General features: G+C 65.6%; 17 protein-coding genes. 15 read left to right on the top strand and 2 right to left on the bottom strand.

The features are described 5' to 3' along the window. The first annotated feature begins 51 nt into the window (after positions 1–51). From BLW05_RS18565 to BLW05_RS18550, 4 genes are all read left to right on the top strand, one after another. Positions 52–1,104: an aromatic ring-hydroxylating dioxygenase subunit alpha gene (locus BLW05_RS18565; RefSeq protein WP_093164988.1), complete on the top strand. Its 1,053-nt coding sequence runs from the start codon at positions 52–54 to the stop codon at positions 1,102–1,104. Between the two features lie 36 nt (positions 1,105–1,140). After that, positions 1,141–2,121: a Bug family tripartite tricarboxylate transporter substrate binding protein gene (locus BLW05_RS18560; RefSeq protein ID WP_093164880.1), complete on the top strand. Its 981-nt coding sequence runs from the start codon at positions 1,141–1,143 to the stop codon at positions 2,119–2,121. Then, positions 2,114–3,091: a PDR/VanB family oxidoreductase gene (locus tag BLW05_RS18555; protein WP_093164878.1), complete on the top strand. Its 978-nt coding sequence runs from the start codon at positions 2,114–2,116 to the stop codon at positions 3,089–3,091. The genes BLW05_RS18560 and BLW05_RS18555 overlap by 8 nt, the downstream gene beginning before the upstream one ends. A 170-nt stretch (positions 3,092–3,261) precedes the next feature. Continuing rightward, on the top strand, positions 3,262–5,073 hold the full coding sequence (locus BLW05_RS18550) for a tannase/feruloyl esterase family alpha/beta hydrolase (protein WP_093164877.1): 1,812 nt from the start codon (positions 3,262–3,264) through the stop codon (positions 5,071–5,073). Positions 5,074–5,115: 42 nt separating this feature from the next. Here BLW05_RS18550 and BLW05_RS18545 read toward each other — a convergent pair whose 3' ends face one another. Beyond that, positions 5,116–7,209, bottom strand: coding sequence for an NAD(+) synthase (locus BLW05_RS18545; protein ID WP_093164875.1), 2,094 nt, complete (start codon positions 7,207–7,209; stop codon positions 5,116–5,118). Positions 7,210–7,354: 145 nt separating this feature from the next. On the opposite strand from BLW05_RS18545, the gene BLW05_RS18540 reads away from it, so the two are divergent. The 7 genes from BLW05_RS18540 to BLW05_RS18510 all read left to right on the top strand — a co-directional run bounded on the left by BLW05_RS18540 (position 7,355) and on the right by BLW05_RS18510 (position 15,921). Then, on the top strand, positions 7,355–7,741 hold the full coding sequence (locus BLW05_RS18540) for a TraR/DksA family transcriptional regulator (protein ID WP_177142710.1): 387 nt from the start codon (positions 7,355–7,357) through the stop codon (positions 7,739–7,741). Between the two features lie 86 nt (positions 7,742–7,827). Beyond that, positions 7,828–8,355, top strand: a complete 528-nt coding sequence (locus tag BLW05_RS18535; protein ID WP_093164872.1) for a protein-tyrosine phosphatase family protein — start codon at positions 7,828–7,830, stop codon at positions 8,353–8,355. 70 nt (positions 8,356–8,425) lie between these two features. Further along, the gene (locus BLW05_RS18530; RefSeq protein WP_177142709.1) at positions 8,426–9,235 is read left to right on the top strand and encodes a LuxR C-terminal-related transcriptional regulator; all 810 of its coding nucleotides are present in this window, start codon (positions 8,426–8,428) and stop codon (positions 9,233–9,235) included. Between the two features lie 101 nt (positions 9,236–9,336). Continuing rightward, entirely contained in the window at positions 9,337–10,767 is a 1,431-nt protein-coding gene (locus BLW05_RS18525) for an aldehyde dehydrogenase family protein (protein WP_093164868.1), read from the top strand. Between the two features lie 106 nt (positions 10,768–10,873). Continuing rightward, positions 10,874–11,851 carry a helix-turn-helix domain-containing protein gene (locus BLW05_RS18520; RefSeq protein ID WP_177142708.1) on the top strand — a complete coding sequence of 326 codons (978 nt, stop codon included), beginning with the start codon at positions 10,874–10,876 and terminating at the stop codon, positions 11,849–11,851. Between the two features lie 119 nt (positions 11,852–11,970). Next, positions 11,971–14,295 (top strand): primary-amine oxidase, encoded by a 2,325-nt coding sequence (gene tynA, locus BLW05_RS18515; RefSeq protein WP_093164865.1) that lies wholly within the window; start codon positions 11,971–11,973, stop codon positions 14,293–14,295. A 48-nt stretch (positions 14,296–14,343) separates the two neighbouring features. After that, on the top strand, positions 14,344–15,921 hold the full coding sequence (locus tag BLW05_RS18510) for an amidase (RefSeq protein WP_093164864.1): 1,578 nt from the start codon (positions 14,344–14,346) through the stop codon (positions 15,919–15,921). A gap of 50 nt (positions 15,922–15,971) precedes the next feature. On the opposite strand, the gene gcvA is transcribed toward BLW05_RS18510, so the two are convergent. Continuing rightward, positions 15,972–16,931 carry a transcriptional regulator GcvA gene (gene gcvA, locus BLW05_RS18505; protein WP_218135191.1) on the bottom strand — a complete coding sequence of 320 codons (960 nt, stop codon included), beginning with the start codon at positions 16,929–16,931 and terminating at the stop codon, positions 15,972–15,974. Between the two features lie 218 nt (positions 16,932–17,149). Between gcvA and BLW05_RS18500 the strand changes: the two genes are divergently transcribed. The 4 genes from BLW05_RS18500 to BLW05_RS18485 are packed head-to-tail and all read left to right on the top strand — an operon-like array spanning position 17,150 to position 21,813. Then, positions 17,150–18,040: an FAD binding domain-containing protein gene (locus tag BLW05_RS18500; protein WP_093164860.1), complete on the top strand. Its 891-nt coding sequence runs from the start codon at positions 17,150–17,152 to the stop codon at positions 18,038–18,040. Between the two features lie 20 nt (positions 18,041–18,060). Next, the gene (locus BLW05_RS18495; RefSeq protein WP_093164859.1) at positions 18,061–18,582 is read left to right on the top strand and encodes a (2Fe-2S)-binding protein; all 522 of its coding nucleotides are present in this window, start codon (positions 18,061–18,063) and stop codon (positions 18,580–18,582) included. Beyond that, positions 18,575–20,992 carry a xanthine dehydrogenase family protein molybdopterin-binding subunit gene (locus BLW05_RS18490; RefSeq protein ID WP_093164857.1) on the top strand — a complete coding sequence of 806 codons (2,418 nt, stop codon included), beginning with the start codon at positions 18,575–18,577 and terminating at the stop codon, positions 20,990–20,992. Before BLW05_RS18495 ends, BLW05_RS18490 begins: the two co-directional genes overlap by 8 nt. Beyond that, a complete protein-coding gene (locus tag BLW05_RS18485; RefSeq protein WP_093164856.1) occupies positions 20,989–21,813 on the top strand; it encodes an alpha/beta fold hydrolase in 825 nt (274 codons plus the stop codon). Before BLW05_RS18490 ends, BLW05_RS18485 begins: the two co-directional genes overlap by 4 nt. Positions 21,814–21,829: the final 16 nt, after the last annotated feature.

Raw genomic sequence — 21,829 nt, 5'->3', positions numbered from 1 at the left:
CCCCCTCGAGCGCCCCGTTTTCAGAGCGGCGCCCCTACGGAGACGATGAACATGTTCTTGAAGAACTGCTGGTACGTGGCAGCCTGGGACCACGAAATCCTCGGCGATACGCTCTTGACGAGGACCCTCCTGGGGCAGCCCGTTCTTTTCTACCGCAAGGAGGACGGAACGGTGGTTGCCATGGACAACAAGTGCTGCCACCGGCACGCACCATTGCACATGGGCCGCAAGGAAGGCGATTGCGTCCGTTGCATGTACCACGGAGCGAAATACGATGCGACCGGCGCCTGTGTCGAAGTTCCCGGTCAAGAACGCATCCCGCCGAAGCTGCGCCAACGCGTCTACCCAACTGTGCAGCGTAAACGCTGGGTGTGGATCTGGATGGGAGATCCGGCGCTCGCCGACGACACGCTGATCCCCGACACCTACTCGCTCGCTCATCCGGACTGGCGATGGAAGCCTTCGTACCTCCACTACGAGTGCAACTACCTCCTGATCAGCGACAACCTTCTCGACTTTTCCCACCTCAGCTACGTGCATGAGAAGACCTTCGGTGGGTCACCAAACATCGCTGAGGCCCGGCCTGAAGTGCAGCGCATGGAGCGAGGCGTTCGGGTGAGCCGGCCGGTGCGCGGCACAGTTCCCGCGCCGTATCACCAGCGCCTCGGCAGCTTCGAAGGCAAGGTTGATCGCTGGTTCCGATATGACTTCCACGTCCCCGGAATTCTGCTTCTCGATGCTGGCGTGAAATCCGCTGCGACACCGGACGACGACATGAGCGGCGCGCTGCAGTTCCACAGTTGCCAGGCGATAACGCCTGAGACCGAGAAGTCAACGCATTACTTCTTCATGCAGGCCCACAACTTCCGGCTCGACGACGCTGTCGTCACGGAATCCATCGATCAGAGCCAGAAGCGCGCGTTCATCGAGGACAAGCAGATCCTCGAGGCGCAGCAGCAAATGATCGACAACTCGCCCGAGTCATCGATGGTCGCCATGGCAGCGGATGCGGGGCTCATCCAATATCGCCGGCTGTTGACCGAGTTGATCGATCTGGAGAACAAGGCGCCAGCGGTCATTCCCCTCATACCCGTGACAACCTGATTTCCCCGGCATACGTAAAACAACTGGAGACTCTCGATGAACTTTCCCCGCTTCATGCAGGTTGCAGCTGCAGCGTTGCTTGCGACCACAAGCGCTTTGGCTTCAGCTCAAGGCGGCAACTTTCCTAACAAGCCGATCACCATCGTGGTGCCGTTTCCAGCCGGCGGTGTCACCGACCAGCTCGCGCGCGGTGTCGGTCAGAAGATGTCCGAGAGCTTGAAGGTTCCGGTCATCGTGGATAACCGGCCAGGCGCCGGCGCGCAGATCGCCGCCAACTTCGTCAAGCAAGCGCCCGCAGACGGCCACACGATCTTCATCGGCGACATCGGCTCCTTCGCGCTCAACGGAAATCTCTATGCCAAGCTGAGCTACGACCCTCTGAAGGACTTCACGCCGCTTGCTCGTCTGGCCCTCGCTCCAGCGCTCCTCGTCGTGAATGCCGACGGCCCGTACAAGACCGCGGCCGATCTGATCTTGGCCGTGAAGACGAAGCCAGGCGGCGTGAGCATCGCCTCGCAGAGCACGGGCTCGGGCGGACACCTGTTCGCGGAGATGTTGCGCGACAAGACCAAGGGCAATCTGAACCATGTACCGTATCGGGGCTCATCACCGGCGCTGATCGACATGGTCGGCAACCAGGTCGAGGTCTTCTTCGATCCGATGATCACGAGCGGGCCGTTCGTGAAGGACGGAAAGCTCAGGGCGTTGGCCATCGGCGCTGAAAAGCGGTCGGCCCAATTTCCGAACGTGCCTACGCTGGCCGAGGTGGGTCTGGGTGACATCAATCTGGTCGCCTGGTTCGGGATGGCGGTCAAGGCAGGAACGCCCCCCGCTGTGGTCTCGCTGCTCAGCAATGAAGTCGTCAAGGCCATTCAGTCGCCGGAGTTGAGCAAGAAGTTCACTGATCAAGGGCTCGAGGTCGCACCGATGACGGATGCGCAGTTTGGCCCCTTCGTGAAAGATGAAACCGCGCGTTGGGGATTGGTGATCAAGAATGCGAGCATCAAGCTTGAGTAGAACGATGCTGCAGGTACGCGTCACTCGTAAATCGATGGACGCCGAAGACGTTGCGGTTCTGGAGTTGGCGAGCGTCGACGAGGAAAGGCAGCCACTTCCGGCATTTTCGGCTGGCGCGCACATTGATGTCCAGTTGCCGAACGGATTGGTGCGGCAGTACTCCTTGTGCAACAGTCCTGCCGACAGCCATCGCTATCAGATCGGCGTGTTGCGAGATTCCGCCTCGCGTGGGGGATCCACTGCTGTGCATGATCTGATCAAGGAGGGAACGACCCTCGAGATCAGTTCGCCGCGGAACCATTTCCCGCTGGCGATCGAAGCGAGTCACAGCATCCTGCTGGCGGGTGGCATTGGCGTGACGCCAATCTTGAGCATGGCCGAGCGGCTTTCGGCGATTGATGCGCCTTTTGATTTCCACTACTGCACGCGTTCGCTCCAGTGCACGGCGTTTCACAGTCGCATTCTTGCTTCTGCCTTTGCCACGCGCGTCAGCTTTCATCATGACGACGGCGACGAAGGTCAAAAGTTGCACTTGCGCGAACTCCTGGATTCACATCGGGAGGCGACTGGCGTTCACCTGTACGTGTGCGGTCCCCAGGGTTTCCTCGACTGGGTTATCCAGTCGGCGGAGGCCGCCGGATGGCCTGCGGCACAGCTTCACTACGAGTACTTTGGAGCAGAGGTCTCGAAGAGCAACAGCGATGCGGAGTTCGAAGTGCAAGTCTCCAGCAGCGGCTTGCTTGTCAGAGTGCTTGGTGGGCAAAGCGTGGTGGAAGCATTGGCGCAACACGGGGTCCAAGTAGAGACGTCATGCGAGCAAGGCGTCTGTGGGACGTGCGTCACTCGGGTACTTCGAGGCACGCCGGATCACCGGGACCACTACCTGACAGCCCAAGAGCATGCCGCGAATAACCAGTTCATGCCGTGTTGCTCGCGATCCAAATCTCCCGTCCTTGTCCTAGACCTCTAGCGCCCCGCCGATGCCTACAGGAGCGCGGCCATCGGATGCGGCCTGAATTCTTTGATGCTTGATCAAAGAAGGATGGACCTGGTGGCTGCCGGCCAGAGCGGTGCTGCACTCGGTATCGCTACAACGAATCTCAGTAGTCGTGGATCACAAAATCCATAGATGGAGACCACATGAAACCAAGAAAATATTTGATGACGGCCGTGGCCGCGTTCGTCTTGAGCGCGTGCGGCGGCGTCAACAATCGCATTCCTTTCGTAGGCGCAGGCGAAAGCACCGCCGCTCAAGGCGGCCTCGGCGGAGGTGCCGGCCAGGCAGGTCAAGGAGGCCAAGGAGAAACAGGCGGTGAGATCGCCGGCCCGGCACCGATTCCCCAACTAGCCGCTGCGCAAAGCGGCTCTCTCGGCTCTTCCTGCGAATCGTTGGCCAGCTTTATCTTCGACAAGACGAAGATTGTCACGGCCACGACGGTCTCGGCAGGGACGCTCACTGTTGCCGGCATTCCCATCGAGGAGCACTGCCGCGTGACAGGAAAGATGAATGAACGGGTAGGACCGGTCGACGGACAGCCATATTCAATCCAGTTCGAGATGAGACTGCCAAAGAATTGGAATGGACGCTTTCTTCATCAGGGCAACGGCGGTATCGACGGCAGCGTAGCGACCGCGACTGGCGATACAGGAGCGGGACAGACCAATGCACTGAAGTTAGGGTTTGCGGTTCTCAGCTCCGATGCGGGTCATTCGGCCGCTCAGAACCCCCTGTTCGGCATGGATCCTCAAGCTCGACTGGATTACGGCTATGCGGCGGTGGGAACCCTCACGCCGATGGCCAAGGCTCTCGTCAAGCTTGCGTATGGCAGGGGACCGGATCGGTCCTACTTCGCGGGCGGGTCCAACGGCGGCAGGCACACCATGGTGGCGGCCGCACGGTATGCCGCGGAATACGATGGCTTTCTGGCAGTTTCGCCCGGCTTCAACCTTCCCAAGTCGTCGATCGCGCAACTCTGGGGAGCGCAGCAGTGGGCAACCGTTGCGACCGATCTCGCAGATCTGGAAACTGCCTTCCCCGTCGCCGAACGTCGTCTGGTAGCCGATGCCATCCTTGCCCGATGCGATGCACTGGACGGTCTCGCGGACGGAATGGTGAACGACTATCAGGGCTGCCGCAAAGCCTTCGACATCCAACGTGACGTGCCCTCTTGCAGAGGCGCAAGAGATGGCACTTGCCTGACCGACGCCCAGAAAAGCGCGTTCTCGAACGTCTATCGGGGTCCCATCAACAGCGCGGGCGTAGCGCTGTATGCGAACTGGCCATTTGATCCCGGAATGGTCGCGTCGGGCTGGGCCGGTTGGACGTTCCGAAACTCCGTGGGCGCGAATCGCGGCCCGGTGTCTGCCGTGATCTTCGCTACGCCGCCCGAGCCTGCGAAGCTCGCCGACACTCTGGCTTACGCGCTCACCTTCAGCTTGGACGTGGACGCACCGAAGTTTTATGCGACGAGCGGCCTCTACACGGAAAGCGCCATTTCATACATGACACCGCCCAATCCGGAAAACCTTGACATGCTCAGAAACAGGGGCGCGAAGATGATCATTGTCCATGGCGAAGCGGACGGTGTCTTCTCCCCCAACGATACTGCTGCCTACATGGATGCGCTTGGCCGTCGGTACTTCGGAGACGAGTCGAAGTTCGTTCGATTCTTCCGCGTACCGGGCATGGGTCACGTCAGCGGAGGCCCCGCCACCGACCAGTATGCCGGCCTCAACATACTGATCGACTGGGTCGAGGCCGGGCGTGCGCCCTCCAGCATCGTTGCCCAGGCACGGGGGGCAGGCAATCCATCCGGCGTCAACGCAGACGTGCCGGCGACGTGGGCGCCCAACCGCAGTCGCCCCCTCTGTGCGTACCCGTTGATTGCGTTCTATAAGGGCGGCGATCCCGAGAGGGCGGCGAGCTTCGCTTGCGAGAAGGCTTCAAACTAGCTGACGCAATTCGCCCCCATTGGGGTGGAGGCGTCCGGCCGGTCAGCCCTTCGCTGAAGGCGCCTCGGCCGGTATGCCTTCCAGATCGGCCATCCATACCGCCGCTTCCGAATCGCTGGGCGCGCGCCAGTCGCCGCGCGGTGACAGCGATCCGCCGGAGCCGACCTTCGGCGAATTCGGCACGCAGGTGCGCTTGAACTGGCTGGTCTTGAAGAAGCGATAGAGAAAGGTGCCGAGATGGCGCCGGATCTCCGCGAGCCCGTATTCGTTGCGCTCGGTGTGCAATGCGTCGGGCCACGCGCCGAGCGTGCGGTCGTGCCATGCCTGCCAGGCCAGGTACGCCACCTTCGTCGGCCGGAAGCCGAAGCGCAGCGTGTAGTAGAGATGGAAGTCCTGCAGCTCGTAGGGGCCGATGGTGTCCTCGGTGCGCTGGCCCGGCTGCGCCTGCGCATCCGGGCCGCCCGCGGCGTTCGCAGGCACCAGTTCGGGACTGACTTCGGTATCGACGATCGCCTCGAGCACGCGGCTGCCCTCCGCGCCGATCTCGTTCTTCTCGGCGACCCAGCGCACCAGATGCTTGATGAGCGTCTTGGGCACGCTGGCATTCACGTTGTAGTGCGACATGTGGTCGCCCACGCCATAGGTGCACCACCCGAGTGCGAGCTCGCTGAGGTCACCGGTGCCGACGACGATGCCGCCATGATGGTTCGCGAGCCGGAAGAGATGGCTGGTGCGCTCGCCCGCCTGTACGTTTTCGAAGGTGATGTCGTACTGCGGCACCCCGTCCTTGAACGGATGGCCGAGGTCGTTCAGCATCTGGATGCAGCTCGGGCGGATGTCGATTTCCTGCGCGGTGCAGCCGACCGTGCGCATCAGCGCATGGGCCTGGCCCAGTGTGCGGTCGCTGGTCGCGAAGCCCGGCATCGTGTAGCCGAGGATGTTCGCGCGCGGGATGCCGAGCCGGTCCACCGCCTTTGCGCACACCAGCAGTGCATGGGTCGAATCCAGCCCGCCCGAGACGCCGATGACGAGCTTTTTGATGCCCGCGGCCTCCATGCGCTGCACCAGCGACTGCACCTGGATGTTGAACACCTCGTGGCAGCGCTCGTCGCGGTGCGCGGCATCGGCCGGCACATAGGGAAACCGCTCGACCTTGCGCAGCAGCGCGCGCGATGCGGGCTGCGGAATCTCCAGATCGAAGTCCACCGTGCGCCACGCCTGCAGCGCCGCGCGATGCTTCTGCGCCGAAACGCCGAAGGAGTTCTGCCGCATGCGCTCACGCGACAGATGCTCGAGGTCGACGTCGGCGCAGATCATGTGCGAGTCGTTGCTGAAGCGCTCGCTCTCGGCCAGCATCTCGCCGCTTTCGTAGATCAGCGCCTGCCCGTCCCACGCGAGATCGGTGGTCGATTCGCCGATGCCCGCCGACGAATAGAGATACGCCGCGAGGCAGCGAGCGGAATGCAGGCTCACGAGCTGGTGCCGGTAGGCCGACTTGCCGATCGTGATGTTCGACGCCGACAGGTTGACCAGCACCGTTGCTCCCGCGAGCGCGGCGAGGCTCGACGGCGGGATCGGCACCCACACGTCCTCGCAGATCTCGACGTGCAGCTTCAGCAAGGGCATCTGGCGCGCGCGCAGCATCAGGTCGGTGCCGAAGGGCACGCGCTGGCCGAACAGCTCGATCTCCGTCGCGAGCGCGGAATCGGCGGCCGCGAACTGGCGCGCCTCGTAGAACTCGCCGTAGTTCGGCAGGTAGGTCTTCGGGAACACACCGAGCACGCGTCCGCCGGCCACCGCGGCCGCACAGTTGAAGAGCCGATGGTCGACCCGCAGCGGCAATCCCACCACCGCCACCGCATTCACTTCCCGCGAGGCCTCGACCACCGTCCGCAAGGCCGCCTCGCAGGCATCGAGCAATGCGGCTTGGTGGAACAGATCGTCACAGGTGTAAGCGGAGAGCCCCAGTTCGGGGAAGGCCACCAGCACCGCCCCCTTGGCGGCGGCTTCGCGGTACATCCGCACCGTCTCGGCGGCATTGAACACGGGATCGGCGACGCGATTGCGCGGCACCGCGACGGCCACGCGGGCAAAGCCGTGGCGGTACGGATTGTGGAAATCGAGCGGAGTCGTCATGGACCGGATTTTGCAGGCACGCGCGCCGGCCGGCCGAATCCGGGACTTTCTGTCGGCATGGACTGACCCGCGCACGGGAACCACGCCGAAGGCGGCGCCCACCCGCTTCGGGCCTCATGTCGGACTCCAACTCAAGGAGCGGTGCATGACCGGGCTCAGCGAAAAGCAACTGGCTTCCTTGCGAAAGAAGCTCGACCGGCGAGAGGCCGAGCTCGCGGCCGAACTCGCGTCCATCAACAACGAGGCGATGGAGGAATCATCGCGGCTGCCGCCGATGGAAGCCGGCGACGCCGTGGACCAGGCCGAGGCGCGCATCCACGAAACGGTCCGCGACGGCGAGGCGCAGCGTGACGCGCTCGAACTGCGCCGGATCGCCGATGCCAGGGAACGCATGCGTAACGGGCGTTACGGCCGGTGTATCGACTGCAATACGCAGATCCCGCGAGAGAGACTGGAGGTTCAGCCCTCCAGCGAGCGCTGCGTGCCCTGCCAGCGGCTCCACGAGGCGCATCGACCACCCGGACACACCTGAGTACGGGGTCGCATGCAGACACGCTTTTCCACGCCGGCTGCTAGGCCGATACGGACCAGGGCCGAGGAAAGGACATAGAGTTTCGAATGAGTCACTGGCAGCCGAACCTCAGCTGGATCACGGAGCAGCTCGCCGTCGGTGGAAGCTTTCCGCTCGAACGGGTGGACGCTCTTGCGCGCGAACATCGCGTCGCCGCGGTGGTCGACCTGCGCGGCGAGGCCAAGCCCGACGCCGTGGTGATGCGCCGTCACGGCATCTCGCTGCTGCACCTTCCGACCGAGGACATGTGCGCGGTGGAAACGCCGGACCTCGAATACGGCATCCGCTTTGCCAATGAGTTCCTCGACGGGGGCCGGCGTGTGCTCATCCACTGCGAATACGGCATCGGCCGCTCGGCCACGCTCGCGCTGTGCGTGCTCGTGCATCGCGGCATGCCGCCGCTCGAGGCGCTGGCGCTCCTGAAAAGGCAGCGCCCGCAGGTGGCGCCCTCGCCGCCGCAGTTCGAATGCTGGCGCGCATGGCTGGACAGCTATCGCTTCACCCGCGATGTCGACTGGAAGCTGCCGAGCTTCGACGAATTCACCGATGTCGCCTACGTCCGGCGCACGCGCTGAGCCCGGTTTGCCCGCATGCGTGGAAAATGCGGTCCCGGCATGCGCGGCATGCCCAACGCGGGGACCCGACATGATCCAAAGCGACGACGTGCTCCAGGCCCAACGCAGGCTGCGCGGCAGCCTGCTCGATGACCGCTGCGCGCTGCCTTGGCGGCCGGCGCGCGAGTTCGCGGCACAGATGCTCCTCTATGTCGAGGACCCGCTCCAGTGCTGGCGCGTCGGCGTGGAGTGCCTGCGCGAACTGCTCGATGCCGACCGCGTCGACGGCGGCTTCGCACAGCCCGGGCAGGCGCTGTATGCGCCGCTCGTCGAATCGCTGCGGCCCGATCGCGCGGTGCCTTCGGTGGTCGGCGCGAAGATGGATGCGCGCGATTCGAGCCTCGCCGAGGTCTGGTCCTCCCACGATGTGGTGGTGTTCGACGACGTCGCGAGCGATGGGCGCTTCGGCCCGGCGATGCGCGCGCAGCTCTCGTCCATCGGGACGCGCACCAAGCTCTCGATGGCGCTGCATGACGGCGCCCGGCCGCTGGGCCTTCTGTGCGCAGACTGGATGGAGCCCCGGTCCCGCTGGCATTCGGAGGCCTGCGAGCATCTGCCGCTGCTCGCGCGTTCGGTGCTGAGTCCCGTGCTCACTGCCGCACGTTCGCTCGCCCGGGCCCACGTCGATTCGTCAGCGCACACCGCCGTCGCGGGACTCACGCCGGCCGAGCTGAAGGTCGCTCGCATGGCGGCGACGGGCATGAGCTACAAGGAGATTGCGCGTGAACTGGGTCGTTCGTTTTCCACCGTCGACCACCAGCTGCGCAGCGTGCGCGACAAGCTGGGCGTGAGCTCCACCGCGCGGCTCGCGCGGGCGCTGGCCGTCTCTCCGCATCACTGATTCCAGCCCCTCCGGGCGAACCCTATCGCGAATCTTCGCGATGGAGCCGCGCGCGCTCGCTCCCTAGACTGCGGCCCGAATCCACTGTCCGGAGACATCCCGTGAAGACCTTTGAGAACACCGTGAACGGCCGCCGCGTCGGTTCTGCGCGCACCTTTGAATCGAAGAACCCCGCCACCGGCGAAACGCTCGGCCTCGTGCCCCATTCCACGCCCGAGCAGGTCGCCGAGGCGGTCTCCGCGGCGCGTGCGGCGCAGCCTGCCTGGGCCGCGCGCCCCGATGCCGAGCGCAAGGCGCTTCTCATGAAGGTGGCGGAAGCCATCAAGGCCAACAACGAATACCTCGCCGAATGGGTCACGCGCGAACAGGGCAAACCGCTCGGCGGCGTCGGCCCCGACCAGGTGCCAGGCGCACGCTTCGAGATCTGGGGCTGCGAGGTCTGGACGCAGGTGCCCGCGAGCCTCGAGCTGCCGGTGGAAGTCGCCTTCGAGGACGACACCCGCCGCGACGAAGTGCACCGCAAGCCATTCGGCGTGGTGGCCGCCATCGCGCCGTGGAACTGGCCGCTCCTGATCGCCATCTGGCAGATCATCCCGTCGCTGCGCGCGGGCAACACAGTGGTGCTCAAGCCGTCCGAATACACCAGCATCGGCACGCTGGAGATGGTCCGCATCATTGCCGAGGTGCTGCCACCGGGGGTTCTCAACACGGTGAGCGGCGGCGGCGACGTGGGCGCCGCGCTGGTGGAGAACACGGACATCGACAAGATCATGTTCACCGGCTCGACCGCGACCGGCGCGCGCATCGCGGCCACCGCCGCGCGCAATCTCACGCCCACCACGATGGAACTCGGCGGCAACGACGCGGCAATCGTGCTGCCCGACGCCGACCCCAAGGCGATCGCGATGGGCCTCTTCTGGGGCGCCTTCCTCAACATGGGCCAGACCTGCGCTGCCGCGAAGCGCCTTTATGTGCCCGACAACCTGCATGACGCGGTGGTCGCCGAGCTCAAGGCGCTCGCCGAGGCCATGCCGATGGGCAACGGCATGGAGCCCGGCATCGCGATCGGGCCGATCCAGAACCGCATGCAGTTCGACAAGGTGGTGTCGCTGGTCGAGGACGCGAAGGCCCACGGCGCGACCGTCGTGTGCGGCGGCAAGGAAACTGGCGGTGCCGGCAATTTCTATCCGGTGACGCTGGTGACCGGCATCGCGGACGGCAGCCGGCTGGTCGACGAGGAGCAGTTCGGTCCGGTGCTGCCGATCATTCGCTACAAGGACGTGGAGTCCGCGATCGCGAGCGCGAACCGGCTCGACGTGGGTCTCGGCGCGTCGGTCTGGTCCGCCGACATTGGCAAGGCTCGCGCGGTCGCCTCGCGCATCCAGGCCGGCACGGTGTGGATCAACCAGCACGGCACGATCCACCCGATGGTGCCGTTCGGCGGCGTGAAGAGTTCGGGCTGGGGCGTGGAGTTCGGCATCGACGGCCTGAAGTCCGTGACGCAGCCGCAGGTGATCAGCTTGAAAAAGTAACACCCCCAGCGGCCCGGCAAAGCCGGTTCCGCGGGGTTTCTGGGCTTGCGCGTACCGTCCAATGGGGGCACGCTTCTTGCGCGAATACGCCCGAAGGTTTCGCCCCATGCAAGACGTCTGCTACACCACTCTCGATACCCGCGATGCGGATGAACATGCCGCGGGCCTGAGCGCCTGGGACCAGCGATACGAGCAGATCTCCGCAGGCCGCTTCGACGGCCATGTCGAAGACCTGCGCATCGGGCCGGTGCAGATCTTCGTGGAGACCGCGAGCCGGGCCGTGTTCCAGTGCGGCATGCCGCGCGCGGGCTCGCACACGATCGGGCTGATGCAGCCGAAGGCAGAAGGCGGCTGGTTCTGCGGTCATCGCCTGGACGGCGAGAACATGATCATGATCGCGTCGGATTCCGAATTCGACCTGACCGCCGGCGCCGGTATGGGCGTGACCGGCATCTCGATCGACACCGAGCACCTCGTCGCGCTGGCCACCCGGCTTCGCGGCGGCGAGCATGCGGTGCTTCCGGCGCGCGGGCCGTGCGTGCTCGATGCCTCCGATGCCGTGCAGGCCGGGCTGAGGAACCTCGTCGAAACCGCGCTCTCCCTCGCACGGCTGCAGCCCGCCATGCTGCAGCAGCACCCGGCGCAGCGCATGCTGGCGCTGTCGCTCTCCGAAGCCATGCTGGAGGGCATCGCCGGCGACCGTCGCGAGGCCGGCGTGCGGCCCAGCGCCGCCGCGCGCCGGCGCATCCTCAATGCCGCTCGCGACTACATGCGCGCCCATGCCGACGAGCCGATCAGCGTGCCCGACCTGTGCCAGGCCACCTGCGCATCCCGGCGCGCGCTGCAATACGCATTCGAAGAGATCCTGCACCTGAGCCCGGTGACCTACCTGCGCGTGATGCGGCTCAACCATGTGCGCGGCGAGCTGCTCGCGCGCTGCGACGACACCGTGGGCGACATCGCGGCGCGCTGGGGCTTCTGGCATCTCTCCCGCTTCGCAGCCGACTACCGGCAGCACTTCGGCGAGCTGCCCTCGGCGACCCGCGCACGCGGCGCCGCGCGGCTGGTGTCGCTCGCGCACTGAGTCTTCTCGCGCTCCCTGCCCTTTCCGCCCCCGCAAGTCTTGCCAAATCGGGATAACGGCCCGGCGGCCGGCGCTCGTACGCTTCGTGGCAACCACTCCCACAGCGACGCAGTACGACGATGCAGCTCCAATCGCCCAAGGCTTCCCGACCCCTCCGCACGCGCGCCGCCGCGCTGACCGCCATCGCGGCCATCACCGCCTGCGCGGCCCTTTCGACCTTCGCCCCGCCGGCGCACGCGCATGGCGGCGCAGCGCACATGGTGCCTCTAAAGAAAACGCTCGAAGACTTCGGCGCGAACGTGCGCTACGACAGCTTCGCGGGCGTCTTCACCATCGCACGCAACAGCACGCTGGTGCGGGTCAAGCCGGGCTCGCGCACCGCGCTGGTGAACGGCCAGCCGGTGAAGCTCGACGTGCCGGTGACCATGCGCGGCAACACCGCCTTCGTCTCGCACGACTTCATCAACCAGGTGTTCCAGTCGGGCCTGGACAAGACCTTCGCGATCGAGCGCACGCCGAGCCCGCTCAATCCGCTGACTGCCGATGAAATCAACGCGGCCGTATCGATCCTCAAGGCCTCCGGCCGCTACCAGCCCGGTTACCGCTTCACCGAGATCACGCTGAAGACGCCGCCGAAGGACGAAGTCTGGAACTTCGCGCTCACCGGCCAGCCGGTGCGTGCGACGCGCCAGGCGTCGGTGGTGGTGCTCGATGGCAAGAAGCTGATCGAAGGCACCGTCGACCTCGCCGCCCGCAGCGTGACGCGCTGGGAGCCTGTCGAAGGCGCGCACGGCATGGTGCTGATCGACGACTTCGCGACCGTGCAGGCTGCGATCGAAGCCAGCCCCGAGTACGCGCAGGCCCTGCGCAAGCGCGACATCAATGACGTGAAGAAGGTCGTCGCGACGCCGCTGACCGTCGGCTACTTCGATGGCAAGGATTCGCTGAAGCAGGAAGACCGGCTGCTCAAGGTGGTGAGCTACCTCGACGTGGGCGACGGCAACTACTGGGCGCACCCGATCGAGAACCTCGTCGCGGTGGTGGATCTCGAAAAGAAGCAGGTCGTGAAGATCGAGGACGAGGGCGTCATCCCGGTGCCGCTCAAGCCCACGCCGTACGACGGCCGCGACCGCAAGCTCACCGCACCGCACAAGCCGCTGGAGATCACCGAGCCCGAGGGCAAGAACTACACGATCACCGGCAACACGCTGCACTGGCGCAACTGGGACTTCCACCTGCGGCTCGATTCGCGCGTGGGGCTGGTGCTCTCGACCGTCACCTACAACGATCGCGGCACGCGCCGCAAGGTGATGTACGAAGGCTCGCTCGGCGGAATGATCGTGCCCTACGGAGACCCCGACGTGGGCTGGTACTTCAAGGCGTATCTCGATTCGGGCGAGTACGGCATGGGCACGCTCACCTCGCCGATCGAGCGCGGGCAGGACGCGCCCGACAACGCAGTGCTGCTCGACGCGACGCTCGCCGACTACACCGGCGCACCGGCCAAGGTGCCGAACGCCATCGCGGTCTTCGAGCGCTACGCCGACCCCGAGTTCAAGCACCAGGAAATGGGCAAGCCCAACGTGAGCACCGAGCGGCGTGAACTCGTGGTGCGCTGGATCAGCACCGTGGGCAACTACGACTACATGTTCGACTGGGTGTTCGCCGAGAACGGCACCATCGGCATCAACGCCGGCGCCACCGGCATCGAGGCGGTCAAGGGCGTGCGCTCGCGCACCATGCAGGACGCGACCGCCGCCGAGGACACGCGCTACGGAACGCTGCTCGACCACAACATCGTCGGAACGACGCACCAGCACATCTACAACTTCCGGCTCGACCTCGACGTGGACGGCGAAGCCAACTCGCTCACCGAGATCGACCCGGTGGTCGAGAAGAACACCCGCGGCGGTCCGCGCACCAGCACCATGCAGACGGTGCAGCGCACGGTGGCGAGCGAGAAGGCCGCGGCGCAGAAGTTCGATGCCTCGACGATCCGCCTCCTGAGCAACACGAACAAGCTCAACAAGGTCGGCAACCCGGTGTCGTACCAGCTCATTCCATACGCCGGCGGCACGCACCCGATCGCCAAGGGCGCCAACTTCGCGAAGGACGAGTGGATCAACCACCGCCTGAGCTTCATGGACCGCCAGATCTGGGTCACGCGGTACGACCCGGAAGAGAAGTTCCCCGAAGGCAAGTACCCCAACCGGTCGGGCAAGGACACGGGCCTGGGCCAGTTCACCGCCGACGACCAGCCGATCGTGAACACCGACAACGTGGTGTGGCTGACCACCGGCACCACGCACGTCGCGCGCGCCGAGGAGTGGCCGATCATGCCGACCGAATGGGTGCACGCGCTGCTGAAGCCGTGGAACTACTTCGACGAGACGCCCACGCTGGGGCTGAACCGTCCAACCCATCCAGTCAATCCGGCCAAGTAACCGGCTTCGCCTCGAATTCCAACACCCAAGACCACGAGAGCATCCACCATGACTGACATCGACGATTCGACTTCCGCTCACGGCACGGACACCGGCCGCCGCGAATTCCTCAAGACCGGCGCGGCGCTGCTCGCTGCGGCACCGCTGGGCGCGCTTGCGCAGGGGGCATCGGCCAAGGCCGCGAGCGAGATCACCGGCTGGTCCGCGATCGAGCTGTCCCGCGCGATCCAGTCGCGCAGCGTCTCGTGCGTGGAGGTGATGAACGCCTACCTCGCGCAAGTGGACAAGCTCAACCCCAAGGTCAACGCGATCGTCTCGCAGCAGCCGCGCGACGGGCTTCTGGAGCAGGCGAAGGAACGCGACGCGCAACTCGCGGCCGCGAAGAACGACGGCCGCACGGTCGGCTGGATGCACGGCTTTCCGCAGGCGCCGAAGGACCTCGCGGCCACGGCGGGCATTGTCACGACGCAGGGCTCGCCCATCTTCAAGAACTACGTGCCGAAGACCGACGCCATCGTTGTCGAGCGTGCACGCAAGTCCGGCGCGGTGCTGATCGGCAAGACGAACACGCCCGAGTTCGGCCTCGGCTCGCACACCTACAACACCGTGTTCGGCACCACGCTGAATGCCTTCGATCCGACCAGGAGCGCCGGCGGCAGCAGCGGCGGCGCGGCCGTGGCGCTCGCGCTCAACATGCTGCCGGTGGCCGACGGCAGCGACATGATGGGATCGCTGCGCAACCCTGCCGCATGGAACAACGTCTTCGGCTTCCGCCCTTCGTTCGGCCGCGTACCCTACGGGCCGACCAACGAGGTCTTCATCCAGCAGCTCGGCTACGAAGGCCCGATGGGCCGCAGCGTGGCGGATGTCGCGATGCTGCTGTCGGTGCAAGCCGGCTTCGATGCGCGCGTGCCGCTGTCGATCGACCAGGACCCGTCGATCTTCACGAAGCCGCTGAACAAGGACTTCAAGGGCGCGCGCATCGGGTGGATGGGCGACTACAACGGCTACCTGCCGATGGAGGCCGGCGTGCTCGACACCTGCACCAAGGCGCTCAAGCACTTCGAGACCATCGGCTGCACGGTCGACGCAGTGCAACCCGACTTCCCGATGGAGCGGCTGTGGAAGACCTGGCTCACGATGCGCGGCTTCATCGTCGCAGGCATCGCGGGCGGCCTCTACGCCGATCCGAAGACCCGCGCGATGATGAAGCCCGAGGCGGTGTGGGAAGTCGAGAACGGCCTCAACCTCAAGGGCGCGGACGTCTACCGCGCCTCCATCGACCGCAGTGCGTGGTACCAGGCGCTCAACACGCTCTTCCAACGCTACGACTACCTGGTGCTGCCGTCGGCGCAGATCTTCCCCTTCGATGCGAAGCTGGACTGGCCCAAGAGCATCAACGGCAAGCCGATGGACACCTACCACCGCTGGATGGAAGTGGTCGTGGGCGGCACGCTCTCGGGCTTGCCGGTACTCAACGTGCCGGCGGGCTTCGGGCCGGGCGGCTTGCCGATCGGGATGCAGGTGATCGGCCGCGCACAGGCCGATCTCGCGGTGCTGCAGATCGGGCATGCGTACGATCTCGCGTCGAAGTACAGCGCGACGCGCAGTCCGCTGCTGGGCTGATGGACCCCGCGCTGGGCGCCGGGCCTCGAAGTCCTCGGACCCTGAGGCTGCTATCTCCGTCTTCGCCGGCTCGCAGGTGGCGTGACCTGTTTCAGCGTCTCCTGTGCCCAGGTGTTGATGGCTTGCTCCGTGCTTCGGCCTTCCTCGATGAGCCAGGCGCGGAACTCCGCGATGACTGCGTTGTGCGTCGAGGCCGGTGACGTGTTGGCGTAGTAGTGTCGATGCATCGCGCCGTGCAGGCCGAACGGCGCGCACAACTTTCCGGTCACGATGTCGTCCGCCACCAGGAAGAGCGGCACCAGCACCACGCCCAATCCTTCTGCCGCGGCCTGCAAGGCGAAGTACATCTGCTCGAAGTGAAGCGTGCTCGCGCCGGCAATCTCGTCGATGCCCGCCGACTCGAACCATGTCGACCACGGGTAGGGCTCGGTCGTGTAGCGAATCAGCGTGTGTCGCTTCAGGTCCGCCGGGCTTCGCAAGCCACCCGATTCCACGAAGTCGGCGTGGCAGATCGGAACAATGGTTTCCGTCATGAAGGGCACGGAGTCGCAACCCGTCATGGGCTCCAGCGCGCCGCGTATCGCGATGTCGTAGTTGTTCTCCTGGAAGTGCACGGGCGCGATCGACGTCGTCAGTCGCACCTCGATGCCGGGCCGCTTTCTCTGATAGACCGATAGACGGGGAATCAACCATCGCATCGTGAAGGTCGGCGGCGCACTCACGCTGATGGCCGACGGGGCCGCCCTCTCCATCACCTGCGCAGTGACCACGGACAGGCGATCGAGGAGCGATGTGACCTCCTGCGCGTAGGCGCGGCCGCTATCGGTGAGCGCCACCTGCGAAGCGCCGCGCTGGAAGAGCGTCGCGCCCAGCCAGTCCTCCAGAAGCGAAACCTGCCGGCTGACGGCCCCGTGCGTGACGTGCAGTTCCTCCGCCGCCTTGGTGAAGCTGACGTGACGGGCGGCGGCCTCAAAGGCCTTCAAGGCGTTCAGTGGCGGGAGCTTTCTCATCATGGTCCCCGCAAATGTCGTGGCTTTCGCACGGTGTGAACCGTGAGATTTTCTCACGCCGCATCAGATTTGATCGATTGCTCGTGCAGAGGGCTGAAAACAAAATTCCCTTACCAAAACGAGACAAGCGAAGAAGGCAGCAGCACCGATGAATCTCCGGGAACGTGAGATTTACTGCCACAGCTTTCACCAAACGACATACACCCCGCGTTGAACCCATGAAAGCAGCCCCCTTCGACTACGTCCGCGCGGAATCCCTCGAACACGCGCTGGACTGCCTCCACCAGAACGGCATGGATGCCAAGGCCATCGCCGGTGGCCAGAGCCTGGTGCCGATGATGGCGATGCGCCTGGCGCGTCCCACGGTGCTTCTCGACATCTACCGGCTGCCCGAGCTGCGGCAAGTGAGCATCGAGGCGGACAGGGTACGGATGGGCCCCACCACCCGACAGCGCACAGTGGAGCACGGAACCGACCTACAAGCGGCCCTGCCTCTGGTGCGGGACGCGCTGCGCTGGGTGGGGCACATCCAGACGCGCAATCGCGGCACCGTGGGTGGCAGCCTTGTCCATGCCGATCCTTCTGCCGAGTTGCCGTTGGCCGCGACCGTTCTCGATGCGACGCTGCGCCTGCAGAGCCAGGCCGATGGCGAGCGGCAGATCTCCGCGCAGGAGTTCTTCCTCGGCCCCATGTTCACCGCGACCGGCGAAACCGAATGCCTGGTCGAGATCGAGTGGCCTGTCTGGCAAGGCCGTGTCTTCACTGCCTTCGATGAAACCGCGATTCGCCATGGCGACTTTGCCATGGCCTCCGCCGCCTGCCAGCTCGAACTGGATGCGGATGGTGTCTGCCGGCGCGCGGCCTTCGGTGTCGGTGGCGTGGATGGCACGCCGCGGGCCTTTCCTGATTTGGCGCGGCAACTGATCGGCTATCGCATCGATGCAGGAATGGCCAGGGAAATGGCCCAGGCAGCGATGCAACAGACCGAGCCGGGATCGGACCTGCATGCCAACGCCGACTACCGACGGCATCTGGGCGTCGTGATGCTCACGCGCGTCCTGCTCAAAGCCGCGCAGACCCATCGCGGCTCTCCCGCCCTTCATCACTGAGACAAGAAAGCCCAATCGCCATGTCCTCCCTAGTCACAGTCGAGATCAAGGTCAACGGAGTGATCCAGCCGCGTGCCGTGGAGCCGCGCACAACGCTGGTGGATTTCCTGCGCGACCATCTGGGCCTCACCGGAACCCACGTCGGCTGCGAGCACGGCATTTGCGGTGCGTGCTCCGTGCTGCTCGACGGCGAACCTGTGCGTTCGTGCTGCATGTTCGCCGTGCAGGCCGATGGCATGGCGGTGACCACCGTCGAAGGCCTGGCGCCTCAGCGTGGATGCCTCTCCAAGATCCAGGACGCCTTCTGCGAGACCCACGCACTGCAGTGCGGCTATTGCACGCCGGGAATGTTGGTCGCCTGCCACGCGCTGGTGGAGCGCACACCGCAGCCCGATGAGGCGCAGATCCGCGACGCCATCGGCGGCAACCTGTGCCGTTGCACCGGATACCAGCAGATCGTCGACGCGGTCAAGCTGGCGACCTCGCCTGGCTATGAGGTCAAGGATGCGCGCGCCAAGGGCACGGAGGCTTCCCATGGCTGATCCGAAGCACCCTGCCTACCAAGCCTTCAAGTACATCGGCCGTCATCGCCGGGCCGTCGAGCACCGGCGCTTCGTGACGGGCAACGGCCACTATGCAGCCGATGTGGTCCCGCCGGGCCTGCTTCATGTGGCGATCGTGGCCAGCCCTTACGCGAGCGCGCGGATCCTGTCGATCGACGCCTCCGCCGCGCAGGCCATGCCCGGCGTGCATGCGGTGCTGACCGGCGAGGAACTCAACGACGCTGTCGATCCGATGCTGCCGGGCGTCGATGCGCCCAAGGTCGCGCGCTACCCGCTTGCACGCGGCGTCGTCCGCTACGCCGGCGAATGGGTGGTGGCGGTGGTCGCGGAGTCGCGTGCGCTGGCGGAGGACGCCGCAGAGATGGTGAATGTCGAGTACGCGCCGACGCCGCATGTGGTGGACCCCGAAGCTGCGATGGCTCCGGACGCGCCCAGGGTGCATCCGGCCCATGGCGGCAACATCATCTGGCAGCGCAAGTTCACATGGGGCGATGTCGACGCGCACTTCGCGACTTCCGTGCACCAGTTGAGCTACCGGGTGCGGTGGGCTCGCAGCTCCACCGTGCCGATCGAGACCTTCGTCGCGACCTGCAGCTGGAACGACGCCACGCAGATCCTGGATGTCTGGGCCTCGATCCAGATGCCCAAGTACCCCGACCTGCTGGCCAAGTGCCTGCGCCTGCCGGGCAATGGCGTGCGCGTGCACTACGACGTCGACGTGGGCGGGAGCTACGGCGTCAAGCGGGGTCTCAAGCACACGGTCCTCGTGGGCTTCCTGGCGCGCAAGCTGGGTCGTCCCGTGCGTTTCCTGGAAGACCGGCTGGAGAACATGCGCGGCGGCGACATGCAGGGGCCGGACCGCATCTTCGACGTCACGCTCGCTTTCGACGGTGATGGAACGATCCGCTCGATGCGCATGCGCGCGGTCGATGACATCGGTGCGTACTCGGGGCGCTCCCCGCTTCAGCTCGGCAAGCCGGTGGGCGCCATCGTGGGTCCCTACAAGATCGCCAGCGTCGAGTACGACGCCTACTCGGTGATGACGAACAAGACGCCCCAGGAAGCGGTGCGCGGCTTCGGCCAGGCGCCGACCAACTACGCCATCGAGACGGGCATCGACAGGATCGCCCGCCACCTCGGCATGGACCGCGTCGCGCTGCGCCGCAAGAACCTGATCCACAAGGACTCCTTCCCCTACCTGATCCCGAGCGGCACCTACTACGACTCGGGCGACTACGAGGCGGTGATGGACAAGGCGCTCGCGGCAGCGGCGTACGACGAACTGGTCGTGCAGCGCGACGCGCTGCGCGCCAAGGGCTTGCTGGCGGGCATCGGCGTGTCGACCTGCCTGGAGCCTTCGGGCGGCAACTCGGCCTTCGAGCCGCTGTTCAATCCGAAGAACGAGACCACGACCTGGATGGATTCGTGCCTCATCCGCATCGACCTCAACGGCGCGGTGACGGCATTGATGGGCACCTCCACCTCGGGGCAGGCGCACGAGACGCTGGTGTCGACGGTGGTCGGCGAAGTGCTGCAGCGCGAGCCGGACGGCATCCGCGTGCTGCATGCGGACTCGCTCAACGCACTGCCATCGAACAGCCCGGTAGGCAGCCGGATGGCCATCATGCTGGGCGGCGCTGCGGCCGGCGCCGCGAAGATCCTCAAGGACAAGCTGCTCACCATCGCGGCCCACAACCTGGAGGCGCCCAAGGAAGCCTTGACCTACGAGGACGGCGACGTCTTCGTCCAGGCCGACCCCGTGCGCCGGATGCGCTGGGACGCGCTCGTCGAGATCGCCCATCGCAAGTACCACTGCATGCCTCCGGGCATGGAGCCCGGGCTCCAGGAGAAGTTCTGCTGGGAGGTTCCCACCGGCGGAAAGATGCCGACCGAGGACGGTCGGGTGCAGATGTACCCCTGCCATTCCTTCGAGTCGCACGTCGTGCTCGCAAGCATCGATCCGCAGACCGGCAAGACGCACCTGCATCGCTACGCCGTCGGCCACGACTGCGGCGTGATGATCAGCCCCGACGTCGTTCATGGCATGACCTACGGCGGCGTCGCGCATGGCCTGGGCGCCGCGCTGATGGAGAAGTTCGCCTTCTCGGAGGAGGGGCAACTGCTGTCGGGCACCTTCATGGACTACCTCCTGCCCAGTGCAGAAGAGGTGCCGTCGATCACCATCGTCGACCACTGCACGCCATCGCCGCTGACGGCGTTCGGGCAGAAGGGTTCCGGGGAAGCCGGCTATCTCGGCGGCCCTGCAGTGATCGCCAGCGCGATCAACGACGCGCTCGCACCTGTCGGCGCAAACATCAATGAACTCCCCATGACGCCACAAGCGGTGTGGCGTGCGCTGCGCGCTGCGGGCGTGAAGGAATCCGAATGAACCACGCAGACATCCAGCAGCGCCTCGTGCGCGCCCACCATGGGGACGTGGCCGTCCGGCTGCAAGGCAATCCGAAGCACCCGGCCGTCGTCATGACCCACTCCATTCTTTCGTCGGCAGCCATGTGGGACGAGCAGGCTGCATTGCTCGCCGGTCAGGGCTGGTACGTGGTGCGCGTGGATGCCACGGGCCACGGTGATTCGCCCGCACCGAAGGCCGAAGCCGTGACCATGGATGGGCTCGCCGCGGACACGGTGGCGGTGCTGGACGCACTGGATATCGCGAGGGCGCACTACGTCGGACTCTCCCTCGGCGCGATGAGTGGCTTCGGGCTGGGCATCGGCCACGGCGCGCGACTCCTGAGCCTCGTGCTGTGCGATGGAAGGGCCGATGCGCCGCCTGCGGTAGCCGCGCCCTGGGACGAGCGTATTGCCATTGCCGAGCAGCGCGGGACCTGCGCGCCACTGGCCGCCCCGACGATCGAGCGCTGGTTCGGCAAGCCCTTCGTGATGGCGAACACCGGGATCGCCGAGCGCTTCGAGGCCATTGCCGCACGCACCTCCATCAAGGGATTCGTCGGCTGCGCCCGAGCCATTCAAGGCCTGGACTACCTGGCGGACCTGGCCGGCATTGCAACGCCCATGACGCTGATCGTCGGCTCGAACGACGGCGTGTTGCCCGAAGCGATGCGCGACCTGCAGCAGCGAATTGCCGGATCGGTCCTCGAAACGATCGCCGAAGCGGGACACCTGCCCAACGTCGACCAGCCCGCCGCGTTCAACGCGGCCCTGCTGCGGCACTTCGAGCGCGTCCGCAAGTAACCCATTTCCAACCACT

This window comes from Variovorax sp. YR216, from assembly GCF_900107745.1.
Lineage (GTDB): Bacteria > Pseudomonadota > Gammaproteobacteria > Burkholderiales > Burkholderiaceae_C > Variovorax.
The sequence above is the reverse complement of the archived record's forward strand: the minus strand, read 5'-3'. Positions and strand labels throughout refer to the sequence as shown.

Coding starts and splice junctions, on each gene's coding strand:
- BLW05_RS18565 (WP_093164988.1), top strand. CDS start 52: ATGTTCTTGAAGAACTGCTGGTACGTGGCAGCCTGGGACCACGAAATC.
- BLW05_RS18560 (WP_093164880.1), top strand. CDS start 1,141: ATGAACTTTCCCCGCTTCATGCAGGTTGCAGCTGCAGCGTTGCTTGCG.
- BLW05_RS18550 (WP_093164877.1), top strand. CDS start 3,262: ATGAAACCAAGAAAATATTTGATGACGGCCGTGGCCGCGTTCGTCTTG.
- BLW05_RS18545 (WP_093164875.1), bottom strand. CDS start 7,209: ATGACGACTCCGCTCGATTTCCACAATCCGTACCGCCACGGCTTTGCC.
- BLW05_RS18540 (WP_177142710.1), top strand. CDS start 7,355: ATGACCGGGCTCAGCGAAAAGCAACTGGCTTCCTTGCGAAAGAAGCTC.
- BLW05_RS18535 (WP_093164872.1), top strand. CDS start 7,828: ATGAGTCACTGGCAGCCGAACCTCAGCTGGATCACGGAGCAGCTCGCC.
- BLW05_RS18530 (WP_177142709.1), top strand. CDS start 8,426: ATGATCCAAAGCGACGACGTGCTCCAGGCCCAACGCAGGCTGCGCGGC.
- BLW05_RS18520 (WP_177142708.1), top strand. CDS start 10,874: ATGCAAGACGTCTGCTACACCACTCTCGATACCCGCGATGCGGATGAA.
- tynA (WP_093164865.1), top strand. CDS start 11,971: ATGCAGCTCCAATCGCCCAAGGCTTCCCGACCCCTCCGCACGCGCGCC.
- BLW05_RS18510 (WP_093164864.1), top strand. CDS start 14,344: ATGACTGACATCGACGATTCGACTTCCGCTCACGGCACGGACACCGGC.
- gcvA (WP_218135191.1), bottom strand. CDS start 16,931: ATGAGAAAGCTCCCGCCACTGAACGCCTTGAAGGCCTTTGAGGCCGCC.
- BLW05_RS18500 (WP_093164860.1), top strand. CDS start 17,150: ATGAAAGCAGCCCCCTTCGACTACGTCCGCGCGGAATCCCTCGAACAC.
- BLW05_RS18495 (WP_093164859.1), top strand. CDS start 18,061: ATGTCCTCCCTAGTCACAGTCGAGATCAAGGTCAACGGAGTGATCCAG.
- BLW05_RS18490 (WP_093164857.1), top strand. CDS start 18,575: ATGGCTGATCCGAAGCACCCTGCCTACCAAGCCTTCAAGTACATCGGC.
- BLW05_RS18485 (WP_093164856.1), top strand. CDS start 20,989: ATGAACCACGCAGACATCCAGCAGCGCCTCGTGCGCGCCCACCATGGG.